This window comes from Rhizobium sp. 10PS4, from assembly GCF_032464805.1.
Lineage (GTDB): Bacteria > Pseudomonadota > Alphaproteobacteria > Rhizobiales > Rhizobiaceae > Rhizobium > Rhizobium laguerreae.
The window spans coordinates 117,635-136,971 of sequence record NZ_JAWDIW010000014.1 but is presented as its reverse complement, the minus strand read 5'-3'; the positions used below and the strand labels follow the sequence as shown (position 1 = coordinate 136,971).

Genomic DNA, 19,337 nt, shown 5'->3' with positions numbered 1-19,337 from the left:
AACATGCGGGGAAGCAGTTCGGCGCAGGCCGGCGCGATCGTCTTCGAGACCGGCGTCGAATTTGCCGTGTGGTCGCATCATGCCGCACAAATCGAACTCTGCCTCTTCGAGGATGACGGCCACAGGGAATTCGCGCGCCTGCCGATGGCGCGCGACAGCAACTACTTCCATCGTCTCTTTGTCGACGGACTGAAGGAGGGCGCGCGCTACGGCTATCGCGCCGACGGTATCTATGCGCCCGATAACGGCCTCTGGTACGATCCTTCCAAACTGCTGATCGATCCCTACGCCAAGGAGATCGACAGGCCGTTCCGCTACGATCCCCGCCTCGGCATCTATGGCGAGGACAGCCAGGTTCTGATGCCGAAGGCGATTGTCACCACGGATACCCGAGCCGCGATCGGCAAGCCGCTGTTCAAGCCGGGCGGCTTTATCTATGAGGTGGCGGTGCGGCCCTTCACCGTTCTTCATCCCGACGTACCGGAGGCTCAACGCGGCACGGTCGCAGCGCTTGCCCATCCCTCCGTCGTCGCGCATTTGAAACGGATCGGTGTCGACGCCGTCGAACTGATGCCGATCACCGCCTGGATCGACGAACGCCATCTGCCACCGCTCGGCCTCACCAACGGCTGGGGCTACAATCCCGTCGCCTTCATGGCGCTCGATCCGCGGCTCGTCCCCGGCGGCATGACGGAGCTGCGCGAGACGGTCGCGGCCCTCCATGCCGAAGGCATTGCCGTCATCCTCGACCTCGTCTTCAATCATACCGGCGAGAGCGACCGTTACGGCGCGACGCTGTCGCTGCGCGGCCTCGACAACGTGCATTATTATCGCCACGCTCAGAATTGCCCGGGCGAACTCGTCAACGACACAGGCACCGGCAACACGCTCGCCTGCGATCATCCTGAAGTTCGCCGCCTCGTCATCGACAGCCTGCGCCATTTCGTGCTCAACGCCGGCGTCGACGGTTTTCGCTTCGATCTCGCCCCGGTGCTCGGCCGCACCGCGACGGGTTTTGAACGCGACGGAACACTGGCCGCGATCCTCTCCGACGATGTGCTTGCCGACCGGATCATGATCGCCGAACCCTGGGATATTGGCCCCGGCGGTTACCAGCTCGGCAATTTCCCGCCGCCCTTCCTTGAATGGAACGACCGGGTTCGCGACGACCTGCGCTGCTACTGGCGCGGCGACGATTGGAAGACCGGCGCGCTGGCAACCGCACTCGCCGGCTCCTCCGACATCTTCTCGCGCAACGACGGCCGGGAAACGCGCAGCGTCAATTTCCTCGCCGCCCATGACGGCTTCACGCTGATCGATCTCGTCTCCTATACCGGAAAGCACAACGACGCCAACGGCGAACACAATCGCGACGGCCATAACGAGAACCATTCCTGGAACAATGGTGTCGAAGGCGAAACCGTCTATCCGACGATCCGCAAGCGCCGCCGGGACGATGTGATGGCGCTGATCTCAACGCTTTTTGCCACCCGCGGCAGCATCATGCTGACGGCGGGCGACGAGGGCGGCCGCAGCCAGCACGGCAACAACAACGCCTATTGCCAGGATAACGAGATCACCTGGCTGGACTGGAAAGCGTTGGACGGGGATCTCATCGCCCACACCGCCTTCGTTGCGGGGCTGCGGCGCCGCTTCACCGTCTTCTCCGAAAGGGACTTCCTGTCAGGAAACGGCGATGTCGAATGGATTTCGCTCTCCGGCGAGCCGATGACCGTTGCCGAATGGGAGACGCCGTCGCTCTCCACCCTCGGCATGCTGCTATCGACCGGTGACCGTTCCGCTCGCGGCAGGCAGACCCGGCTCGGTGTGCTTTTCAACCGCTCGGGAAGCCGCCAATTTTTCACGCTGCCTTCTGAGGGCGAACCGGGCTGGCGCCAGTTGACCCCGGATGGAGCGAAGAAACCCGGTGGCCGCGCAACCGTTGGGCCGCGCTCGATTGCCTTTTTCGTAGAAAATTGATCGCCTCCCCTCGCTTGCGCAAATCCTTGTCGCAATCGTCACAAATGCACGATAAGGCTTTGCCGCAGCGGCTTATTTCACGAGGAATTCATGGTCACGGAAATTTCTCTCTCCGACGTGCGGGGATTGATCGGCATGGAGACGGGCCTTTCGGATTGGGTCACCGTCGACCAGACGATGATCGACGCCTTCGCGTCGGCGACCGACGACCATCAGTTCATCCACGTCGATCCTGAGCGCGCGGCGGCCGAGAGCCCGTTCGGCGGTACCATCGCCCACGGCTTCCTGACCCTGTCTCTGCTGTCGACGATGAACTACAACTGCCTGCCGAAAGTGCGCGAACAGACCCTCGGCATCAATTACGGCTTCGATCGCGTCCGCTTCATGACGCCGGTGAAAAGCGGCGCCCGTGTCCGCGGCCGCTTCCTGCTTTCCGAAGCCCGCTTCCGCGGCGCCGGCATGCTGATGACCACCTATGACGTCACGATCGAGATCGAAAACGAGAAGAAGCCGGCGCTGACGGCAAAATGGATCACCATCATCCAATTCGACCCGAAGGACCGTCCCGAGGACGTCTGAACAAGACTGCTTTTGTTACTCGGCTGAATTGAACACGGCTTCGAGAGCGTGTCCGTCGAGATCCATGACGAACGCAGCATAATAGTGTTCACCGTAATGGGGCCGCAGGCCGGGGCGGCCATTGTCACTGCCGCCATGCGCGATTGCCGCCGCATGAAACCGATCGACCGCCTGCCGATTCGGCGCAGCAAATGCGAGATGAAAGCCGGGACCGGGCGCACGCTGGCCATCCGGGCGATGCTTGATCGCCAGTTTATCTCCGCCGCCGGGAAGGCCGTAGCCGACGGCCTGCCCCGTTTGTCCCGGCCTGATATCGTCCCAGACCCTGACATAACCGAGCGCGACAAGGGCGGCATCGTAAAATGCCGCCGACCGCTCGATGTCGGAAACGCCGAGGGAGGCATGGTGCAGCATTCGCTTACTCCTTGAATGAGCACACGCCCGCGATGGCTGAGACTCAGTGCCCCGCGTCTTCAGCCGCCTCGTTCAGCAGCCCGAAGACATAATCCGAAAACGACCGCCAGCACTCCACTCGGAACGTGTCTTCTTCCGTACGGAAAAGAACGATTTCCGCTTTGCCGAACACCGTGCGCGATGCAGCCCCGACCGGAAAGGAAGAAAGCGACAGATCCTGCGGGCAACCGGCCGAAAGCGTCGCCTCCGAACCCGGTCCCGAGACGATGATCGCGACATTGCGGTGGGAAACGTCGGTGGCCGAATGCAGCGTGCCGGCACCGGAAAGTGTTGCCATCAGATCGGCGCCGGCCTCGTCGATCACCAACCACTCGTCCGGCCCAATCCAGAGCGCCGATCGGGCGCCGGCCCGGCCGGATGTCTTCGGGGCATCCGGCAGCGCCAGGCCGAGAGCAGAGGAAAGTGCTGCAAGCGATTCCGCCGGCGCGCGCAGCGCCACCCGGCTGGCAGTGGGAGCGGTCGTCAGCCGCACCGCTGCGGAGCCGCCGAAACGTCCGGCAAGCGCCGGTTTGCGAATTGCGACATCAGCCATGGATGCGGCCCCCTTCCTTGTCAAAGAATACCAGATCCGTCACTTCGACGGCGATCGTCCGATCCGGCATCGGCACATAGAGCGTTTCGCCCATCCGCGCCCGGCCGCCGGCGACCAGCGCGAAGGCGATCGACCGGCCGCAATTTTCCGACCAATAGGCAGATGTGACATGGCCGAGCATGGTCATTGGCTTCGGCTCGTTCGGGCTCGCGACGATCTGCGCGCCTTCCTCGAGCACCAGCTTCGGGTCCTTGGTGACGAGGCCGACGAGCTGTTTGCGCCCGTCCTTGACGAGATCCGGCCGCTTCAGTCCGCGAATGCCGACGAAATCCGTCTTTTTCTTCGAAACAGCCCAGGAAAGCCCGGCGTCATCGGGCGTCACCGTCCCATCCGTATCCTGCCCGACGATGATGTAGCCTTTCTCGGCGCGAAGAACGTGCATCGTCTCCGTTCCGTAGACGCAGGCGCCGAGCGGCTCGGCATTGGACCAGACCGCTTCGAGTACCGACTGGCCGTAGTCGGCCGGCACATTGATTTCGAAGCCGGTTTCGCCGGTGAAAGAGACGCGGAAGAGCCGCGCCGGCACGCCGCAGACCGTGCACTCGGCAACGCTCATATGCGGGAATGCCTCGTTCGAAAGATCGAGGCCTTCGACCAGCGGCGCGACGATCTCGCGCGCCTTCGGCCCCTGCACGGCGATGACAGCCCATTGTTCGGTTACCGAGGTCAGCCATACCTTCAGATGCGGGAATTCCGTCTGCAGGTAGTCTTCCATGTGATGGAGAACGCGCGGCGCGCCGCCGGTCGTCGTCGTCACATGGAAACGGTCGTCCGCCAGGCGTCCGACAACGCCATCGTCATAAACGAAGCCATCCTCGCGGGTCATGATGCCGTAGCGGGCCTTGCCGGGCTTCAGCGTATCCCAGGCATTGGTGTAGATGAGGTTGAGGAACTCCGCCGCATCCGGCCCCACCACCTCGATCTTGCCGAGCGTCGAGGCGTCGAAGATGCCAGCCGCCTCGCGTGCCGTCCGGCATTCGCGAGCCACCGCCTGGTGCATGCTCTCGCCGGCCTGCGGATAGAACCAGGCGCGCTTCCAGTTGCCGACATCCTCGAAGACCGCGCCATGAGCTTCTTCCCAGCCGTGCAGCGGCGTCTTGCGTGTCGGATCGAACAGCTCTCCGCGCGAATGGCCGACCAGCGTACCATAGGTGACCGGCGTATAGGGCGCACGGAAAGTGGTGAGCCCGACCTGCGGGATTTCCTTGCCGAGCATTTCGGCGGCAATCGCCAGGCCATGCATGTTGGAGAGCTTGCCTTGGTCCGAGGCCATACCGTTGGTCGTGAAGCGCTTGATATGCTCGATCGAATGCATGCCCTCGCGCACGGCAAGGCGAATATCCTTGGCGCAGACGTCGTGCTGGAAATCGATGAAGGCCTTGGCGTTGGTCTTCGGCCCGGCGCCTTCGGCAGCGCCGATCATGCCGCCCGTCCAGTCATAAGCCTGCTCGGCCGAAATTGCGATCTTCTCGCCGCTGCTTCTGCCGGTGGCCTGCGCCATCAGCTCGCCGGCGGCAAGCGATTCCTCGATCGTCCGCTGCAGATCGTCGGTGCCGTTGCAGGCGCCGACCGAGAGGCAGTCCTGCGCATAGGAGCCGGGCAGGAAACGCTGGCTTTCTGCATCGAAGGCCACTTTGCCGCGCGACTGCGAGAACAGATGGACGGACGGCGTCCAGCCGGCCGAAACCAAGAGCGCATCGACTGCAATTTTGCGCGGCGAACTGCCGCCGTTGCGCGCCACCGTCATCGATGAGATGCGCAGCCGCCCCGACGTGTTGACGACCGATTGGCCGGCCAGAACATCGATGCCGAGCGCACGCGCCTCCGCCAGCACTGCCGCTCCCGGCGCCTGCCTGCTATCGACGATGGCGGCAATCGAAACACCCGATCGTTTCAGATCGAAGGCCGCCTCGTAGGCCGAATCATGCGCCGTGTAGATGCCGACCTTGGTCCCGACGGCGACGCCGTAATGATTGAGATACATCCGCCCCGCCGAGGCGAGCATGATGCCCGGCCGGTCGTTGTTCGGAAATACCATGTGCCGCTCGATCGCACCGGTGGCAAGGATCACGCGCTTCGCCCGGACCTGCCAAAGCCGCTCGCGCGGCAGATCGCGGGTAGGTTTGGCGATATGATCGGTGACGCGCTCGGCAAGACCGACGAAATTGTGGTTGTAGTAGCCGAAAGCTGTCGTGCGGACCAGCACCTCGACATTGTCCATCGCCTTCAGCCGCGCCACGGTCTTCTGCGCCCAGCTATTGCCGTCCTCGCCGTCGATCCTGATGCTGGCGCCGTAACGCAATGCGCCGCCCGCTTCCGCCTGCTCGTCGCAAAGGATCACCCGGGCACCGGTCTCGGCCGCAGCCAGCGCCGCCGAAAGCCCGGCCACGCCGGCGCCGACCACCAGCACGTCGCAATGCGCATAGCGGCTGGCATAGTGGTCCGGATCCTCCTCCGTCGGCGCGACGCCGAGGCCGGCGGCGCGGCGGATGAATGGTTCATAGACGTGTTTCCAGGCGGCGCGCGGCCACATGAAGGTCTTGTAGTAGAAACCGGCCGCGAAGAACGGCGACATCAGGTTGTTGACCGCGCCGATGTCGAAGGCAAGCGAGGGCCAGCGGTTCTGCGAGCTGACGATCATGCCGTCGAAGACTTCCTGCACGGTGGCGCGCACGTTCGGCTGTTTGCGCGCCGTATCGCGGGAAACGTCGATAAGCGCATTCGGCTCCTCGGCGCCTGCCGACAGAATGCCCCGGGCCCGGTGATATTTGAACGAACGACCGACAAGATGCACGCCATTGGCGATCAGCGCCGAGGCGACGGTATCGCCTTCGAGCGCTGTATAGCTCTTGCCGTCGAAGCTGAAGCGCGCGGTTCTGGCCGGTGTCAGGCGCCCCTTGCCGGCGATACGGTTCACGCCGCTCATTGCGCCTCTCCTTCCACGGCTTCATATGTTTCGACAGGCCCATGCTGCTGGGCCGCCGTGCCGATCTCAGGCTTCGGCTCACCCGCCTTGTAGGTCACGATGAACTTGTCGGTCACCGTATCGCGCGCCGCATTGAAGAAGCGCCCGCAGCCGTGGATGTGCCGCCAGCGTTCGAAGATCAGCCCCTTCGGATTGTCGCGCAGAAAGAAATAGGCCTCGAATTCCTCGTCCGAGATCGAGGCGATGTCGGCGGGCCGCGCGATATGCGCGTCACCCGCGCCACGGAATTCGAGCTCGGAGCGCTCTTCCTGACAGTAGGGGCAATAGATCAGCAGCATGTGTTACCCGTCTTAGAGTTCCGATCCGGAAACATTGGTTCCAGGAGGTTGATTGCAGAGACGCTTTCCCATCGTCACATAGGGGATGAGGCGCTTGAGAAGCTGTTCGAAATTGTCATAGGGCTCCAGCACACCGGTCATGCCGATGTTCGCAAAGGCCATCTTGGCGATATCGTTGTCGATCACGAAGGCACGTCCCGGCGTTTCGCCGACATCAGGCACGAAATAGACGGCTGGCTGGCGCAGGACCATCGCGCAAAGCAGCGTGCCGCTCTCGGCAACGAAGGGCCATTCGCTTTCGCCGGCAGCCCTGTGGATCTCCTGCAGGCGGAAATCCCCGACGCCGGGAAAGACGTCACCGGCCGGCATTGCCGCGCCGCTGATCCCGATCGTCAGGAAAGCCGCCGTCCACATCAGTGCGCCACCGCCGCCGCCGCCGCTTCGTCGATGAGCCGGCCGCTGCGGAAGCGCTCCAACGTCAGCCCGGCGTTGAATTTGTGCGGCTCGTCGCGAGCAATCAGATGCGCGAAGAGATTGGCCGAGCCCGGCGTCGCCTTGAAGCCGCCGGTACCCCAGCCACAATTGACGTAAAGCCCGGGAACCGGCGTCTTCGACTGGATCGCCGAACGATCCGGCGTATTGTCGACGATGCCGCCCCATTGCCGCATCATCTTGACGCGCCGGAACATCGGGAAGAGCTCGCAGATGGCGTCGAGCGTGTGCGTGATGATCTGCAGCCCGCCGGTCTGGGAATAGGAATTATACTGGTCGGTGCCGGCGCCGATGACGAGCTCTCCCTTGTCGGACTGGGAGATATAGGCATGCACCGTGTTCGACATGACGACACAGGGAAAGATCGGCTTCAGCGGCTCGGAGACCAGCGCCTGTAGAGGGCTCGATTGCAGCGGCACGCGCACACCAGCCATCTGCATGATGGTTGTCGTATGGCCGGCCGCAGAGACGGCGATCTTTTTGGCGCCGATGAAGCCGCGCGAGGTTTCGACCCCGGTTACCCGTCCGTCCGGACCGCGCCGGATGCCGGTCACTTCACAATTCTGGATGATGTGAACCCCGCGGTCTGAGGCCGCCCGCGCATAACCCCAGGCAACCGCGTCGTGCCTGGCCGTGCCGCCGCGCCGCTGCAGTGCCGCCCCGTTGATCGGGTAGCGCGCGCTGGCCGAGATATCGAGCGGCGGACAATAGGCCTTCGCCTGCTCCGGCGTCAGCCATTCATTATCGATGCCGTAGAGCCGGTTGGCATGGATATGCCGTTTGAAGGACTGCTGGTCGTGAATATTGTGCGAGAGCATCATCACGCCGCGCGGCGAATACATCACATTGTAGTTGAGCTCCTGGGAAAGCCCCTCCCAGAGCTTCATCGAATGCTCGTAGATGTGCATGCTCTCTTCGTAGAGATAGTTCGAGCGGATGATGGTGGTGTTGCGCCCGGTATTGCCGCCACCGAGCCAGCCCTTCTCGATCACCGCCACATTGGTAATGCCATGCTCCTTGGCGAGATAGTAGGCAGCACCCAGCCCGTGGCCGCCGCCGCCGATGATGACGACGTCGTATTCGGCGCGCGGCTCAGGCGAATTCCATTGCTTCTCCCAGCCCCTGTGGCCGCGAAGGGCCTCCCGTGCCACGGCAAAAACCGAATATTTCCGCATCCGCCTTCTTCTCCTTCGGGAAAGGGCTTGTTCTCCGCGCTCATACAAATCGCAAATCCAAATGCGGCACAACGGTTCTTTTGCGACGCGCGAGAGCTTTGGTTTCGACACGCTGAAGAGAATGCCGCTTCAGGCGAATGAGGCAAGCGGCAGCGTTTCTGCTTGTCCGTCGACCGGCCGCCTAACCCAAGAGGGTTAGAAGACAAGCAATTACTAAAATGTTAACAATCACATGTTGTGGGGTATGTGTATCATGTGGGGTTGGCGCTCAGTATCAGTCGCGACGCTTTGCATCGCGTTAAACGGCGCATGGCCGGCGCTCGCCGCCGAGCCGGTCGGCCAGGCCGTCGTCGTCAAGACGCAGGTGACGGGACAGAGTGGGCCGATCGAGGTCGACACCCGCGTTCATCGCAACGAACGCATCAAGACGTCGCAATCGGGGCTTGGCCAATTCGTGTTTCGTGACGGCACGAAGCTCGCGGTCGGCTGGGGTTCGTCGGTCGTGATCGACAAATATGTCTTCGATGATTCCCAATCGGTCAAGAAACTGACGATTAGGGCGGCAAAGGGCACATTCCGCTGGGTCAGCGGCAATTCCAACTCCTCGGCCTACCAGATCCTGACTCCCGCCGGCACGATCGGCGTACGTGGCACCGCTTTCGATTTCTACGTCGGCCCGGATGGCACGACCGCCATCGTGTTGCTGAATGGTGCTGCCCGTTTCTGCGGCCCCGGCGGCTGCCGGCAGTTGCAGCAACGCTGCGATTGCGTGGTGGCCAAGCCGAATGGCGATATGTCCGCGGCACGCCGGGTCGACCCCAGCATCCTCGCGACGCTCGGAAATCAGCGCGCCCTACCCTTCCTCTCCGGCAATCAGCGACTTGCGGGCGGCATCGGCATGCTCGGCGGCTGCAATATGGCCTCCGTTGCGCCGGAAAGAAAAGACAGAACGCGGCCTCCACCGGCAGTTGCGCCTGCTCCGCAAAGGCAGGATCCGCCACAGAGACAGGCCGAGCCGCAAAAGGAGCGACCGAACAAGCCCGACAAGCCGCATCATGACAAGCCTCATCATGACAGGCCGCACCACGATAAGCCCCATCATGACAAACCGGACAGGCCCGACAAGCATGATGGCCATGGCCGGCATGACGATGACGGCAAGCCCGGAAATCACGGTTTGGATCATCGGGGGCACGAGCGCCACCATGATAGAGATCGCGATCACGACAACGATCGGAACCACGACAGGGGTCATAATTTCAATCGCGGTCGCTGAGGCCTGTCAGTCTGCGGCGCTTTTTTCGACCTCCTCCGGCACCTCGCGGAAATGATCGGCCCTGCGGTATACGCGCTCGTAGAATTCAGCCAGACCGCCGATCACCTGCACAGCCCTGAGCTTTGCCGTACCGATAAGCTTCCGGCTATTCCTTGAGTGTGATTGCAGGGCCTGCATCAACTGGTTATGGACGACCTTGAGCGAGGCAAATTCCTGAGATGCCGCGACCCGCTCATCGCCGACAACGGCGAGGATCTGTGTGCGGTTGCTCTTCCCCTTTAGCGGGAGCGCGCCGGCCTCGATCAGCGCCATTTCCGGCACTGACCGTGCCGTGCTGTCGGAGATGAGGATATCGAAGCCGACCTCCTTGCAGGAGGACTCGATCCGAGCCGCAACGTTGACGGCATCTCCGACAGCCGAATAGTTGAAGCGGGTCTTGGCGCCCATATTGCCAACGCAGGCAAGGCCAGTATGTATGCCGATACCGATGCTGACCTCCTGATCAGGCCCGAAGCCAAAGGCGTCGCCGGCGTTCAATTCAGCGAGTGTCTCGCGCATGGCAAGCGCTGCGCGAACAGCCTTGGCTTCATGATCCGCTACATCGACGGGCGCATTCCAGAATGCCATGATCGAGTCGCCGATGAACTTGTCGAGCGTGCCCTCATTCGCCACGACATGACGGCTCAACGCATCGAGCAGCGTGTTGAGGAAAGCGACGACATCCGTCGGCGCCAGCCGCTCGCTCATTTCGGTAAAATTCCTGACGTCGACGAACATCATCGTCAACTCGCGATCGTCTCCGCCGAGACGCAACGCATCGCGATTATGCTCGATACGGTGGAGCAGCGACGGGGAAAGATAATGTCCGAAGGCGCGCCGCACCTCGCGTCGCTCTCGATCGATCACCAGGATCTTGAACGAGGTCGCGGCAAAATGGGTGATCGATCCGCTGATGATCGGCGCCAGCGGATCGAAGAGAAGTCCTGCATAAAGAAAGGCGAGCCACGACGCGACAAGCGCCATAGCGGTAATTAGCAAACCGCAGACGAGCGCGACGGCGGGGCTGACGAAAGTCGTCACCACAACGAGCAGGCATCCAAGCACTGCGATGACGAGGATTTCAAGGCCATCCGCCCAGTCGGGCCGAGATAGGAATTGGCCGGAGAGGATCTGCTCCACCGCTTGCGCATGCAGCGAGACACCCGGAACGTTCTCGCCCAGTGCGGTAACGCGGATGTCCTGCAAGCCGGCCGCCGATGTGCCGACGAAGACGATGCTTCCGGCGATGGCGGCTTCGACTTCTGCGGAGGCGCCACCTGACGAAAGCACCTGACGGACGGAGATATACCGCTCGGCCCGGTCGGGAGTGACATAGAGCCAGAGCTCGCCCGCCGCCGTCAGCGGCACGACGAAATCGCCGATCTTAGCCGATGTCATGATACCCGCGTGGTCGGGCGCGCCCGATACCACGTAGGTCGATGCTTCCTGCGCGACGCGCAGCGCCTCGACCGCGAGATTCGGATAGAGCTGTTCCCCATCGGTCAGGAACAGCGGGACCGCTCGCACCACCGGCGAAGGGTTTCCCGGGTTGAGGCTGATGTGGCCGAGGCCCGCCGCGTTGGCCTCCAGTTGCGGTCTGAGCGGCGTCGAAGCGCCGAGACGGGGCGGGGCCGAGATGGGGCTTTCGCCCGTGAATGCGAAGCCCGCTTTTACGGGCGGCCGGTAATTGCCTGCGTTGGAAAGACCGAAGCCCAGCACAACGGGCTTGTCGGCAATCGAACGGGCGAATATTTCGTCATTGTCGGGTAGCTTTTCGGCAAGCGAGGGATCGACCCCGACCACCTCACGGACGACATTGCGCGGCGACAACCGATCCGGCTCGGAGAAGAGAACATCGAAGGCGATGGCCGCGGCACCCATTTCCGAGAGCCGGTCCACCAACAGGGCCAGCCGATCCCGCGGCCACGGCCATTGGCCGAATTCGCTGAGCGAAGTCTCGTCGATGTCGATGACACGAACCGGCATCGGCTCGAAGATCCTGGGAACGAGCCGCTGATACTCATCGAACGTCACGCCGCGGATCAGCTTAAACATCCCGGGATCGCCGGCGCGCAGCATCGTCAGCAGAGTCACGATGATCAGACCGATAACGACACCGATTTGCTGCTCGCGCGTCATGATCTCACCGGCTGTCCCTCCCACGGCCGCTCGAGCGGCCCCGCACTGCCGGCTGACAGGCTACGCCGCTTTCAGCCCGAACGCCATTCGCACCTGCGCTCCAGGCGCTTCTTTTCGGTTTCCCGCCTTTTCTTTCCGTCCACCGGCGCAACAGCATCTTCAAATTCAGCGACGCCGCCAGTTCGGCTAAGTTTTTGCTTGGACGACAAGGGGTCCGATCTTGCCGGGCGAGGAACGAAATGTTCTTGTAACGATCGAAGGGTGAATGCGTTTTAGATGAGATAATGAGAGGCTCCCGTGATTTCGGAAACCGCCGCGCGCCGCAGCGGCTATTGGCTGATTGTCGTCGTTCTGGCAATGCTCGCCGGGCTGCCGCTTGCCGTCTGGCTCGACATCAGCGATCTCTCCGGAAACACGCTCAGGCGCCAGGCGCGCGACATGAGCTCGCTGATATCAAGCATCCGCTCGTATTATTCCGCCAATGTCGTGGGGCGCGTCCTGGCCGCGCACGCCAGCGGCGCAACTACAGGCACGGTTGTCTCCCACAATTACGCCAATATATCAGGCGCCATTCCGCTGCCGGCCACGCTTTCCCTGGAGCTCGGCGACGTCATCAAGGAGCAGCAGGCCAATATCACCTACCGTTTCGTCTCCGACCTGCCGTTCAAGAGCCGCGCATCCCACGACCTCGACGATTTCGAGAGACGAGCGTTGGCCGAGCTGCGCGCCAATCCGCAGCAGACGCTGAACGACCTCACCCGCGTCGGACTGACTGATACCGTGCGGTTCATTACGCCCGTGCTCATGGGGCAAGCCTGTGTTGCATGCCATAACAGCCATCCGGAAAGCCCGAAGACCGACTGGAAGGTCGGCGATGTACGCGGCATTCAGGAAGTGGTCATCAAGCAACCCTATGTAAGCAACGTCTTCGCGTTCAAATATCTGCTCTGCTATTTTCTTTTTGTCGCCATCATCGGCCTCAGCTTCATTCTGCTGCAGCGGCAGCAGGCGCGCGCGATCCATAGCGCCAACCGGGATCTTGAAGCAGCGAACGAATTCCTGGCGAGCGTTTCCCTGAAGATTTCGCGCTATCTCTCGCCGCAGATCTACAAGAGCATCTTCAGCGGACAGAAAGACGTCGTGGTCCACACCGAGCGCAAGCGCCTGACGATCTTCTTCTCCGACATCAAGGACTTCACCGCGACCACCGAGCGCCTGCAGCCGGAAGCCCTGACGGAGATGCTCAACGAATATCTGACCGAGATGTCGAACATTGCCCTGGAGCACGGCGGCACGGTCGACAAGTTCATTGGCGATGCGATGCTGGTCTTCTTCGGCGATCCCGACACCAAGGGGCCGGAGGAGGACGCGAAAGCATGTCTGCGCATGGCCGTCGACATGCAGCGCCGTCTCGGCGAGCTCAAGGACAGATGGCGCAGAAACGGCACCGAAGAGCCTTTCGTCGTCCGCATGGGAATTAACAGCGGTTATTGTAACGTCGGCAATTTCGGCAGCAGCGACCGCATGGACTATACGATCATCGGGGCCGAGGCCAATCTGGCAGCCCGGCTGCAATCGATCGCTGAGGGAGGAGAGATCGTCATCAGCTACGAAACCTATGCGCTGGTGAACGAAATCGTCGACGCTCATCCCTTGCCGCCAATCACGATGAAGGGCATACAGCGCGAGATCGTGCCCTATGGGGTGGATGGGCTGACGCTCGGCGCGGACCACAAGAGCCGCGTTCTGAGCGAGCACCTCTCCGGTCTCGACCTGCATCTGGACATAAGCCGGCTGGAGCCTGCCGATCGCCTGAGGGTCAGGACGGCTCTCAAGGAGGCAATCGCCGCGCTGGATGAGGCCCAGCCGGAGGCGGCCGGATCATGACCGGATCAGGCGAAGCGTGATTTTTCCGCCCGCCTTCCGTATCCATCTGGACTTCCCGTACCCAATCTGCTATCCCGCATCACCAATCGCAAGGCTGCGGCCGCGCGAACGTTATTGTTTTGCCTCTGGCCGCTGCGCCGCCTCCGGCATCAACCAACCAAAGGAACGTGATTCTCGTGCAGGTACTTGTCCGCGATAACAATGTTGATCAGGCTCTCCGCGCTCTCAAGAAGAAGATGCAGCGCGAAGGCATTTTCCGCGAAATGAAGATGCGCGACTACTACGAGAAGCCGTCGCAGAAGCGTGCTCGCGAAAAGGCCGAGGCTGTTCGTCGTGTTCGCAAGCTGGCCCGTAAGCGCGCCCAGCGCGAAGGTCTGGTCGCAGCACGCTGAGCGTTGCCGTCGTTTTTTCGACGTTTTCAGATGCATTGTGGCGGGGGCGATGGGTTCGCCGCCGCCTTTTTTAGTTTGCCGCTGAAGATCGCATATCCGCGCACCGGATATGCCGCATGGGGAAAGCGAGCCCGAATGGCTGTCAACACCTTTAATCCGTCCCGCACTTTGCGCTTGCAGAAAACGGCATTCCTACCCGCTTTGGCGCTGGCGGCAATGTTCGGCCTCGCCGGCTGCGAGACGACCAACACCACGGATGCCGTGATCCGCATCGACAAGGCGCAGGGTTCGGAAGAGAATATCGCGTCGCTGACGGCGGTTATCAACGCCAACCCGAGGGATCCCGAAGGTTACAACGTCCGTGGTTCCGCCTATGGCCGCGCCGGCCAGTTCCGCCCGGCGCTGAACGATTTCAACACGGCATTGCAGATCAATCCACGGTTTTTCCAGGCTTACGCCAACCGCGCTCTCGTCTATCGCAACATGGGCCAGCAGGCTCAGGCGATTGCCGATTACAATGCCGCCCTGCAGATCAATCCAAGCTACGACGTCGCCTATATCGGCCGCGGCAATGTCTATCGCATGGCCGGCCAGGACGATCAGGCTTTCAACGATTTCGACAGAGCGATCCAGCTCGGCACTACCGATGGCCGCGCCTATCACAATCGTGGCCTGATCTACCAGAAGCGCAATCAGCAGGATAAGGCGATCGACGATTTCTCGAAAGCGATCTCGCTCGCGCCGAATTCGGCCGAGCCCTATAATGGCCGCGGCATTTCCTATATCGCGCTGAACGACGACGACAACGCCTTTGCCGATTTCAACCATGCGATCGAGCTTAACGGCAACATCGCCGAATCCTGGGCTAACCAAGCGCTCGTCTATGAACGCCGCGGCGACAAGGCGAAGGCCGCCCGCTCCTATCGTCACGCAATCGGACTCGACCCCAAATACCAGCCAGCCCGCGATGGCCTTGCCCGCGTCGGCGTTGCCCCAGCCGGCTAAGGACTTGAGTTGGGCGGCCCGGAACATCGGGCAGCCGAACGGACTTTCGCCGGTCGCACCGCATTGAAAAGAGAAAGCGGAAAAGCGCCTGTCATCGTCGGCGGCGTGTCATAGTATGTTGCAACCTGCTCTTGCTCCCCCTAACATGGACCGGCTTCGATAGCCTGCTATCGGGCGTTCGAACATGGGTTGAGGGCGGTTTCCGAGAGATGCGGATCTTTGCTTTCCTGGCCGCAAGCGAAAACCGTTGCGGGCCATGCGCATTACAGCGCCGCGCGTCTTTTCAGGCGCATGCCATCTGGCGCAACAGATGAAGATCGTCACCCTGTTCTTTCCCAAGGCTTCGATCGGCACCTACCTCGTCGCCATGGCCGTGGCAATCGCACTGCCGATCTTCGCGTTCGTAGCGCTGCTTCTGCTGCAGCTGGAGGATAACCAGCGTTCGGCGCTGAAGCGCGAGACCGCCCAGGATGCGCTTGCCCTTTCACGCATCATTGACCGCCAGCTTCAGGACATGGCGACGACCCTGCGGCTGCTTTCGAGTTCGCCGGAGCTTGAAAACGGTAATTTCGCCTCCTTCCATGAGCGCACGGAAACGGCCCTCAGAGACAACACGCTTTTCGTCATCGCCGTCGACCGCACCGGCCAGCAGCTGCTCAACACCCGTCGTGCGTTCGGCACGCCGCTCGGCCAGACGGCGAACATGCCAGCTCTCGAGGCGGCCATGGCGTCCGGTCGCATCGAGGCTTCCGACGTCTTTCGCGGCCGGACCAGCGGCGAATGGGTCTATAACGTCACCCTGCCGCGGAAGAATGAGCCGGTCGCAGCCCTTATCATCACGCAGAACGCCCAGGATCTGCGCAAGCTCGTGACCACCGAGGGCCTTGGCCCCGGCTGGTCGGCCGCCGTTATCGATGAGAGCGGCCACGTCGTCGCGGCCACTGGCCCCGCCAATCTCGAACCCGGAACGCCCTTCGATCCGCGCATTTTGCCGGCGCTCACAGTGTCCCGCGGCGTCTTCGAGGACGAGGCGATCCTGCCGCACATGCTCCTCGGTTATGCTCAGATCCCCGGCTGGTCGTGGAAGACGGTGATCTGGGGACCGATCGCCCAGGCTTCGATCCTCAGCACCTGGCGTTTCCTTATCATCGGTGGCGTGGCGCTGGTGCTCGTTGCCGTGCTGGGTGCCTATGCCGTCGCAAGACAGGTGCGCACCACCATTCGCGATATCGCCGACATGGCAAACCGCATGGGCGAAGGCCATATCGTCTCGCCGGTCGAGACCAGCGTCATCGAGGCGAACCAGGTGGCGATTGCCCTTTCGAATGCCTCTTTCGACCGTAGTCAGACCGAGGACCGGCTGCGTTTCGTCATGCATGAACTCGTCCACCGCACGAAGAATCTTCTGACACTTGCCCAGGCAATGATGCGCCAGCTCGCTAAGCAGTCCGACAGCGTCGAGACCTTCCGCGCCGCCGTCGCCGACCGCCTCGAGGGATTGGTGCGTTCGATCGAGCTCCTGACCAGCGAACAATGGGGAGGGGTATCGCTGCGGCGGGTCGTCGACATCCATTTGCACGCCTTCCCGCAATCGCGCGAGCAGATCGACATCAGCGGCGAAGACTTCGTGCTGAAGCCGGATGCCGTGCAGAATCTCGGCCTTGCCTTGCATGAACTCGCCACCAATTCGGTGAAATACGGGGCGCTATCCGTACCGCAGGGCCGTGTCCGCTTCGAATGGCGCGACGTCAGCGAGGAGGACAAGCCGGATGCCCTGCTCCGCTTCACCTGGGAAGAGCGCGGCGGCCCGCCGGTCACCGAGCCATCGCGCTCGGGCTTTGGCACGACCGTTATCAAGGCTCATGCCGCCTCCGCCTTTCGCGGCACGGTTGAGATCGATTTCCGGCCCGAAGGCCTGTTATGGGTGCTGACGGCGCAGCGCGCCACGCTGGAGCGAGAATAGAGCGCCGCGCGTCTCTTCAGACGCGCTAAGGACGCTCTATCACTTTGAATCTGCGTCCCGGAACAATCGCTACCTCCACCCGTTTCGGACAGGTCGTTCCAAAGGAGAAAGACCATGTTCAAGCAAACGATGATCGCAGCCGCGGCGTTGACAGCCGTTGCCTGGGCGAGCCCGGCGGGCGCGGAAAATTATGTCACGCTTGGCCGTCTGGTCTGCGGATCGGATGGCGGTCAGGGTCTGATCGTCACCTCGCAGAAGAACCTTATCTGCACCTATACACCGGCGGCCGGCGGTGCCAAGGCGGTCTATGCCGGCAAAATTGAGAAATTCGGCCTCGATATCGGCCAGACCGGCAAGAGCGTCATGATCTGGCAGGTGCTGGCGAAGACCGGCACGGATATCCCGCAGTTCGCCCTTGCGGGCGAATATTACGGGATCGGCGCCGACGCGAGCATCGGTGCAGGCGCCGGCGCCAAGGTCATCGCCGGCGGCACCGATAAGGCATTCATGCTGCAGCCACTGAACGTCCAGGCTCAGGAAGGCCTGAACCTGGCAATCGGCGTCGAAAAGATGACGCTCGTGCCGGGCGAGACCTGACGAAAGCAGCTATGTCGGCCAAGTCAGACAGCAGTTGCCTGCTTGCATAATCAAACAGCCGCCCGAAGGGCGGCTGCAGCGATCAATGCGCGAGCGCCTTGTTGATATCCTCGGTCATTTTCTTCGCGTCACCGAGCAGCATCATCGTGCCGTCCTTGTAAAACAGCGTATTGTCGATGCCGGCATAACCCGAGCCGAGCGAGCGCTTGACGAAGAGGCAGGTCTTTGCCCGGTCGACGTCGAGGATCGGCATGCCGTAGATCGGCGAGGTCTTGTCGTCGCGCGCCGCCGGATTGGTGACGTCATTGGCGCCGATGACATAGGCGACGTCGGCCTGGGCGAATTCCGAGTTGATGTCCTCAAGCTCGAAAACCTCATCATAGGAAACATTCGCTTCGGCGAGCAACACGTTCATGTGGCCGGGCATACGGCCTGCGACCGGATGGATCGCATATTTCACCTCGACGCCGTTCTTCTTGAGATTATCGGCGAGTTCGCGCAGCGCATGCTGGGCCTGGGCGACCGCCATACCGTATCCCGGCACGATAATGACCTTCGATGCGTTGGCCATCAGATAAGCCGCATCCTCAGCCGAGCCGAGCTTGACCGTCCTGTCTGATGTGTCGGGTCCGCCGGACGCCGTCTCACCGCCGAAACCGCCGAGGATGACGGAAACGAAGGAGCGGTTCATGCCCTTGCACATGATGTAGGAGAGGATCGCGCCGGAGGAACCGACGAGCGCACCCGTGATGATCAGCGCCAGATTGCCGAGCGTGAAGCCGATGCCGGCCGCTGCCCAGCCCGAATAGGAGTTCAGCATCGACACGACCACCGGCATATCCGCCCCGCCGATCGGCACGATCAGCAGAACGCCGAGCGCCAGCGACAGCGCGACGACCGCCCAGAAGTCGAAATGGCTTTCGGTGGCGGCAAGCCCGATGATGAAGAGCACGATCAGCACCAGCAGGCTCGCATTGATCACATGCCGGTAAGGCAGCAGGATCGGCTTGCCGGACATGCGTCCGTCGAGCTTCAGGAACGCGATGATCGAGCCGGTGAAGGTCAACGCCCCGATCGCCACGCCGAGCGCCATCTCGACGCGTGCCTCGGTGTGGATGTGACCGATCTCGCCGATGCCGAAGGAAGCAGGCGTGTAAAGCGCCGAGGCCGCGACCAGCACGGCGGCAAGGCCGACCAGCGAATGGAAACCGGCGACGAGCTGCGGCATCGAGGTCATGGGGATGGTGCGGGCGACATAGGCGCCGACGCTGCCGCCGATGGCAAGGCCAAGAACGATCAGCACGAAGCCGCCGAAGTCAGGCGTCGCCAGCACCAGCGTCGTCAGGATCGCGATCCCCATGCCGATCATGCCGTAGAGATTGCCCTTGCGGCTGGTGGCCGGATGCGACAGGCCGCGTAGCGCCAGGATGAAGAGCACGCCGGAGACGAGGTAGAGGAAAGCTGCGATATTGGTCATCAGTCC

The 19,337-nt window shown here is 62.2% G+C and carries 16 protein-coding genes; 8 read left to right on the top strand and 8 right to left on the bottom strand.

The features are described 5' to 3' along the window. Positions 1-3: 3 nt before the first annotated feature. The gene (gene glgX, locus RWJ89_RS25730; RefSeq protein WP_221999762.1) at positions 4-1,980 is read left to right on the top strand and encodes a glycogen debranching protein GlgX; all 1,977 of its coding nucleotides are present in this window, start codon (positions 4-6) and stop codon (positions 1,978-1,980) included. A gap of 90 nt (positions 1,981-2,070) precedes the next feature. Then, on the top strand, positions 2,071-2,559 hold the full coding sequence (locus tag RWJ89_RS25725) for a MaoC family dehydratase (RefSeq protein ID WP_027667785.1): 489 nt from the start codon (positions 2,071-2,073) through the stop codon (positions 2,557-2,559). 15 nt (positions 2,560-2,574) lie between these two features. Here RWJ89_RS25725 and RWJ89_RS25720 read toward each other — a convergent pair whose 3' ends face one another. Genes RWJ89_RS25720 through RWJ89_RS25695 form a run of 6 tightly spaced genes read right to left on the bottom strand, consistent with a single transcriptional unit; the run spans position 2,575 to position 8,556 of the window. After that, the gene (locus RWJ89_RS25720; RefSeq protein WP_316031656.1) at positions 2,575-2,973 is read right to left on the bottom strand and encodes a VOC family protein; all 399 of its coding nucleotides are present in this window, start codon (positions 2,971-2,973) and stop codon (positions 2,575-2,577) included. A 43-nt stretch (positions 2,974-3,016) separates the two neighbouring features. Beyond that, positions 3,017-3,565, bottom strand: coding sequence for a sarcosine oxidase subunit gamma (locus RWJ89_RS25715; RefSeq protein WP_077979485.1), 549 nt, complete (start codon positions 3,563-3,565; stop codon positions 3,017-3,019). After that, positions 3,558-6,551 carry a sarcosine oxidase subunit alpha gene (locus RWJ89_RS25710; RefSeq protein ID WP_132612346.1) on the bottom strand — a complete coding sequence of 998 codons (2,994 nt, stop codon included), beginning with the start codon at positions 6,549-6,551 and terminating at the stop codon, positions 3,558-3,560. Before RWJ89_RS25710 ends, RWJ89_RS25715 begins: the two co-directional genes overlap by 8 nt. After that, positions 6,548-6,889, bottom strand: a complete 342-nt coding sequence (locus RWJ89_RS25705; RefSeq protein WP_017962117.1) for a sarcosine oxidase subunit delta — start codon at positions 6,887-6,889, stop codon at positions 6,548-6,550. The genes RWJ89_RS25710 and RWJ89_RS25705 overlap by 4 nt, the downstream gene beginning before the upstream one ends. Before the next feature lie 12 nt (positions 6,890-6,901). Next, positions 6,902-7,303: a hypothetical protein gene (locus tag RWJ89_RS25700; RefSeq protein ID WP_017962118.1), complete on the bottom strand. Its 402-nt coding sequence runs from the start codon at positions 7,301-7,303 to the stop codon at positions 6,902-6,904. Then, positions 7,303-8,556 carry a sarcosine oxidase subunit beta family protein gene (locus RWJ89_RS25695; protein ID WP_017962119.1) on the bottom strand — a complete coding sequence of 418 codons (1,254 nt, stop codon included), beginning with the start codon at positions 8,554-8,556 and terminating at the stop codon, positions 7,303-7,305. The genes RWJ89_RS25700 and RWJ89_RS25695 overlap by 1 nt, the downstream gene beginning before the upstream one ends. A gap of 253 nt (positions 8,557-8,809) precedes the next feature. Here RWJ89_RS25695 and RWJ89_RS25690 point away from each other — a divergent pair, with 253 nt between their 5' ends. Next, entirely contained in the window at positions 8,810-9,832 is a 1,023-nt protein-coding gene (locus RWJ89_RS25690; RefSeq protein WP_017962120.1) for a FecR family protein, read from the top strand. Between the two features lie 6 nt (positions 9,833-9,838). Here the strand turns inward: RWJ89_RS25690 and RWJ89_RS25685 are convergent, their stop codons facing one another. Further along, positions 9,839-12,010: a CHASE2 domain-containing protein gene (locus RWJ89_RS25685; protein ID WP_168258652.1), complete on the bottom strand. Its 2,172-nt coding sequence runs from the start codon at positions 12,008-12,010 to the stop codon at positions 9,839-9,841. A gap of 357 nt (positions 12,011-12,367) precedes the next feature. On the opposite strand from RWJ89_RS25685, the gene RWJ89_RS25680 reads away from it, so the two are divergent. The 5 genes from RWJ89_RS25680 (at position 12,368) to RWJ89_RS25660 (ending at position 17,854) form a co-directional block, all read left to right on the top strand. Then, complete coding sequence (locus tag RWJ89_RS25680) at positions 12,368-13,897, top strand: adenylate/guanylate cyclase domain-containing protein (RefSeq protein WP_246621628.1); 1,530 nt, start codon at positions 12,368-12,370, stop codon at positions 13,895-13,897. A gap of 176 nt (positions 13,898-14,073) precedes the next feature. Then, positions 14,074-14,289 (top strand): 30S ribosomal protein S21, encoded by a 216-nt coding sequence (gene rpsU / locus RWJ89_RS25675; protein WP_003542939.1) that lies wholly within the window; start codon positions 14,074-14,076, stop codon positions 14,287-14,289. Between the two features lie 135 nt (positions 14,290-14,424). Beyond that, positions 14,425-15,294 (top strand): tetratricopeptide repeat protein, encoded by an 870-nt coding sequence (locus RWJ89_RS25670; RefSeq protein ID WP_168271041.1) that lies wholly within the window; start codon positions 14,425-14,427, stop codon positions 15,292-15,294. A 310-nt stretch (positions 15,295-15,604) separates the two neighbouring features. Then, a complete protein-coding gene (locus tag RWJ89_RS25665; RefSeq protein WP_131629316.1) occupies positions 15,605-17,257 on the top strand; it encodes a sensor histidine kinase in 1,653 nt (550 codons plus the stop codon). Positions 17,258-17,371: 114 nt separating this feature from the next. Next, a complete protein-coding gene (locus RWJ89_RS25660; protein ID WP_131644626.1) occupies positions 17,372-17,854 on the top strand; it encodes a DUF992 domain-containing protein in 483 nt (160 codons plus the stop codon). An 82-nt stretch (positions 17,855-17,936) separates the two neighbouring features. Here the strand turns inward: RWJ89_RS25660 and RWJ89_RS25655 are convergent, their stop codons facing one another. After that, positions 17,937-19,331, bottom strand: a complete 1,395-nt coding sequence (locus RWJ89_RS25655) for an NAD(P)(+) transhydrogenase (Re/Si-specific) subunit beta (RefSeq protein WP_017962127.1) — start codon at positions 19,329-19,331, stop codon at positions 17,937-17,939. Between the last annotated feature and the right edge of the window lie 6 nt (positions 19,332-19,337).